We start from the raw sequence: 4093 nt of genomic DNA on the forward strand, positions 1-4093 counted from the left end.
AGCGCGCCGGCGTGACGCCGTAGCGGCGCGCGAAGGCGCGTGTCAGGTGGGCCTGGTCGGCCAGGCCGGTGGCCGCTGCCACGTCGGCCGGCGCATCGCCCGCGGCCAGCCGCCGCTTGGCCTCGAACAGCCGCAGCGCCATCAGCATCTGCTGCGGCGTGGCGTGGTGGGCGCGCTTGAACTGGCGCTGGAAGTGGAACGGGCTGAGCCCGGCGGCCGCGGCCAGGTCCACCAGCGTCAGACGTTCGGCCAGGCGCTCGCGCAGTAGCTCGATCACCGGAGCGAAGCGGGGCAGCGCCCCGTCGCGCGCCGGCGCGGCGCGGCGCGCGGCCGGGCGCAGTTCGTCGACCAGGTCCTGCAGCAGCCCGTCGAAGGCCAGCGGCTCGTGGGCGTGCCAGAGCTGCCGAAGCAGCCGGCTGATGCGTTGTGCGCGGGGCGCGTCGCGGCCCACCGCCTCGGCGAACCACCAGCCGCGCTCGCCGCTGAGTTCCTCCAGCACCGGCGCGTCGAGGTAGGCCATGCGGTAGCGCCAGCCGGCATTCGTCTCGGCGCGGCCGGTGTGCAGCTCGTCGGGGTTCATCAGCACCAGCGTGTCGGCCGGCGCGAGGTGCTCCTCGCCGCGATAGCGGAAGCGCTCCACGCCGGATTCGATGGCGCCCAGGCCGAAGGCCTCGTGGGTGTGCGGCTCGAACGCATGGCGCACGATGTGTGCGCGGTACAGCTCGACGCCCGGCCGGTGCGCAGGGCGCTTGAACTCGGCGGCGTCGAGCGGATGCTCGAAGATGTCGGGAACGGCTTGCATGGGCAGGCCCGTATTGTCCGCCCGTGCGCTACGCTCGCCGCATGAAGACGCATTCGATCGAACTGCAGCGCATCAAGGCGATGACGCAGAGCCACGGCATGCTGCGCGCCCGCGTCGACGCACTGGTGCAGCCGCAGCCGCCGCGCGACGACGGCGAGCCCAGCAGCGTGCTGGCGATGAGCGTGGACAACGCCCGCGTGCTCTACCTGCTGCTCAAGCAGCAGCTCGCTGAGGTCGACGCGAAGAAGGGCCGCAGCCAGCGCTGAGCGGCCGCGCGTCGTTTCAGGCGGCCAGCCGGAAAGCCGAGACCGCGCGCACCAGCTGCTCGGCCTGCTGCTTCAGGCTTTCGGCGGCGGCAGCGCTCTGTTCGACCAGCGCGGCGTTCTGCTGTGTGGCCTGGTCCATCTGCGTGACCGCCTGGCCGACCTGGCCGACACCGGAGCTTTGCTCCTGGCTGGCGGCGCTGATCTCGGCCACGATGTCGCTGACGCGGCGGATCGAGGCGACGATGTCCTCCATCGTCTGGCCGGCCTGGCCGACCAGCGCCGTGCCCTGCTCGACCTGCTCGACGCTGCTGCCGATCAGCGCCTTGATTTCGCGCGCCGCCTCGGCGCTGCGCTGCGCCAGCGTGCGCACCTCGCCGGCCACCACGGCGAAGCCGCGGCCCTGCTCGCCGGCACGCGCCGCTTCCACCGCGGCGTTGAGCGCGAGGATGTTGGTCTGGAAGGCGATGCCGTCGATCACGCCGATGATGTCGGCGATCTTCTTGCTGCTGGCGTCGATGCCGCGCATGGTTTCGACCACGCGGCCGACCACCTCGCCGCCGCGCTGGGCGACTTCGCTGGCGCTGCTGGCCAGCTGGTTGGCCTGGCGCGAGTTGTCGGCATTGTTGCGCACGGTGGCGCCGAGTTCGTCCATCGTCGCCGCGGTCTGCTGCAGCGCGCTGGCCTGCTGCTCGGTGCGCTGGCTGAGGTCCTGGTTGCCCTGCGCGATCTGCGCGCTCGCGGTGGCCACGCTGTCGGAGTTGCGGCGCACGCCGCTGACCACGCGGGTCAGCGCCGACTGCATGTCGGACAGCGCCGCCAGCAGCGGCGAGAACTCGTCGCGGGCGTCGTCGCGCACCGGCACCGTCAGGTCACCATCGCGCACCCGCTCGGCCACCGCCTGCGAGGCGGCCACGCGGCGGCGCAGCACGCCGGCGATCGACCAGGAGAAGATGCCCAGGCCCACGATGGTGGCCACCACCAGCGCCACCAGGGTCTGCAGCGTCGAGGCGGCCTCCTTCTCGATGCCGTCGATGTCCTTGGCCATGGATTGCTGCTGGTAGTCGATGGTCTCATCCATCGCTTGCAGCAGCTCGTTGCGCACCGGAATCGTCTTGTCGACGAGGAAGGCGAAGGCCGCTTCGCGCTGGCCGGCCTCGATCAGCCGGATATTCTCGGTGCCGACCTCCCAGAAGCGCGCCACCATGGGCGGCAGCGCCTTGAAGCGCTCCTTGCCCTCGGCGGTGTAGAGGTCCTTCTCGTAGTCGGCGAGCAGCTTCGCGATCGCCTCGCGCTTCTTGCCGATGTCGGCCAGGGTGTCGGCCTGCTCCTGTGGCGTGCGCGACAGCATCATGTGGCGCAGCTGCAGCGACACCCGGGTCACCTGCAATTCCAGCGACGCCATGCGGCGCAGCTGCGGCACGCGCAGCTTCTCGGTGCGGTCGGCCGATTCGGCGATGGCGCGAAGATTGACCCAGCCGAACGCCGCCACGGCAGCCAGGGCCAGCGAGAGCACGAGGGACACGAGAGCGAGGCGGCGGGCGATGCCTATGGAACTCATAAATGACATGGCTGGGAGACGAAGCGCCGATCGTGTAAGAACATGTCACTCATCGGCGTCGATGACGAGAACTTGAGGCCAGACTGCTTGTTCGCGAAAGAGACTCATCCGTCAGGGTGGCTGCCGATCCGTCAGCGTCACTCGTTCCCGTGAATCGTGCCCGCCAGCCGCTGCGCCGGCAACTTCCAGCTGCCACTGCGGATCTCCGCGTGCGTGAGTCGCCGCACCTCGACCGGGGCGATGCCCGAAATGCCCAGCTTGCGCGCTGCGGCGCGGCTGAGGTCGATCACCCGCCCGGGCTTGAACGGGCCGCGGTCGTTGACGCGCACCACCACCTCGCGCCGGTTCTTCGGGTTGCGCACCACGGCATAGCTCGGCAGCGGCATGGTCTTGTGGGCCGCCGTCATCGCGTTCATGTCGTAGACCTCGCCGGTGGCGGTGCGCCGGCCGTGGAAGGGGCGGCCGTACCACGAGGCGATGCCGGTCTCGACCAGCGGCACGTCTTCGTTCTCCGGCTCGTAGGCCTCGCCCTTGATCTCGTAGGGAACGTTGGGCGCGCCCTGCGGGATGGAGACCACTCGCGGCACGGCGTCGGGCGGATGCGGGCGTGGCGTGGCGGCCGGCACCGGCAGTGCCTTCGGCGCGGCGGGCGCGGCGACGGGCATCTCGGCCGGCGCAGGGGTGCTGGCCGGCCAGGGCAGCGGCAGGCCGGGCAGGCGCAGACTGCTGCAACCGCCGAGCAGGGTGGCGGCCAGCAGCAGCGCGGCGGCGCCCAGCCTGCGGGCCATGGAAGATCGATGGGCCATGCCGGCAGTGAACGGCGCGCGTTGCGGGTGCTGCAGCGCCGGAAACAGTTGTTCGCGGCCGGCCGTGACATGCGCCCGGATCCGGCCGGCGCGGCGGGGGAAGGTGCAAGCAACGGCAACCGGCGGCTGCAGCGCGGGCGCAACGGTCGCCGCGCCTGACATTCGGCAAGTCGCGGCACGCCACCACTGACCAGAATCGGATCGAGCAACCGCATTCGCCGAGGAACCTGATGGCCATCCGCTTTCCCACGCTGCTGTTCGTGATCAGCACCGCCACGCTCTTCGCCGGCTGCGCGGTGGAAGTTCAGAACCGCCAGCCGGCCCAGGAACTGGCGCAGGCCGCCAAGCCGCCCGGGTCGGTCTACACCGGCTGGCGCGTCTTCCAGGACCGCTGCGCCGGCTGCCACGGCGAGGCCGGCACTGGCAGCGACAAGGCGCCCGACCTGCTGCCGCGTGTGCAGACCATGGGCGCGCGCAGCTTCGTCAGCCGCGTGCTCTACCGCTACGACTGGGGCCTGCCGGCGGCCCAGGCGGCCGGCGAGGGCGCGGCACGCGAGGCGCTGGTCGACGAGATCCTGCAGCGCCGCCAGGGCGCGCTGCAGATGCCGGCCTGGCAGGGCGAGCCGCGCGTGCAGGCGCACATCGCCGACCTCTATGCCTG

At 71.4% G+C, this 4093-nt stretch carries 6 protein-coding genes; 3 read left to right on the top strand and 3 right to left on the bottom strand.

Annotated elements, in window-relative coordinates:
• Positions 1-802: AraC family ligand binding domain-containing protein (locus AB7U92_RS23030; RefSeq protein ID WP_428582496.1), on the bottom strand; the 802-nt coding region annotated here is incomplete at its 3' end.
• Positions 803-843: 41 nt separating this feature from the next.
• On the opposite strand from AB7U92_RS23030, the gene AB7U92_RS23035 reads away from it, so the two are divergent.
• A complete protein-coding gene (locus AB7U92_RS23035) occupies positions 844-1068 on the top strand; it encodes a hypothetical protein (RefSeq protein ID WP_428582498.1) in 225 nt (74 codons plus the stop codon).
• 16 nt (positions 1069-1084) lie between these two features.
• Here the strand turns inward: AB7U92_RS23035 and AB7U92_RS23040 are convergent, their stop codons facing one another.
• Together AB7U92_RS23040 and AB7U92_RS23045 are read right to left on the bottom strand one after the other, a co-directional pair.
• Entirely contained in the window at positions 1085-2635 is a 1551-nt protein-coding gene (locus AB7U92_RS23040) for a methyl-accepting chemotaxis protein (protein ID WP_428582500.1), read from the bottom strand.
• A gap of 128 nt (positions 2636-2763) precedes the next feature.
• On the bottom strand, positions 2764-3414 hold the full coding sequence (locus AB7U92_RS23045) for a septal ring lytic transglycosylase RlpA family protein (RefSeq protein WP_428582502.1): 651 nt from the start codon (positions 3412-3414) through the stop codon (positions 2764-2766).
• Between the two features lie 9 nt (positions 3415-3423).
• Between AB7U92_RS23045 and AB7U92_RS23050 the strand changes: the two genes are divergently transcribed.
• Entirely contained in the window at positions 3424-3591 is a 168-nt protein-coding gene (locus AB7U92_RS23050) for a hypothetical protein (RefSeq protein ID WP_428582504.1), read from the top strand.
• Positions 3592-3662: 71 nt separating this feature from the next.
• Positions 3663-4093, top strand: a 431-nt coding sequence (locus AB7U92_RS23055; protein ID WP_428582506.1) for a c-type cytochrome, incomplete at its 3' end; no start/stop codon positions are given.

Source organism: Piscinibacter sp., assembly GCF_050175855.1.
GTDB lineage: Bacteria > Pseudomonadota > Gammaproteobacteria > Burkholderiales > Burkholderiaceae_C > Piscinibacter.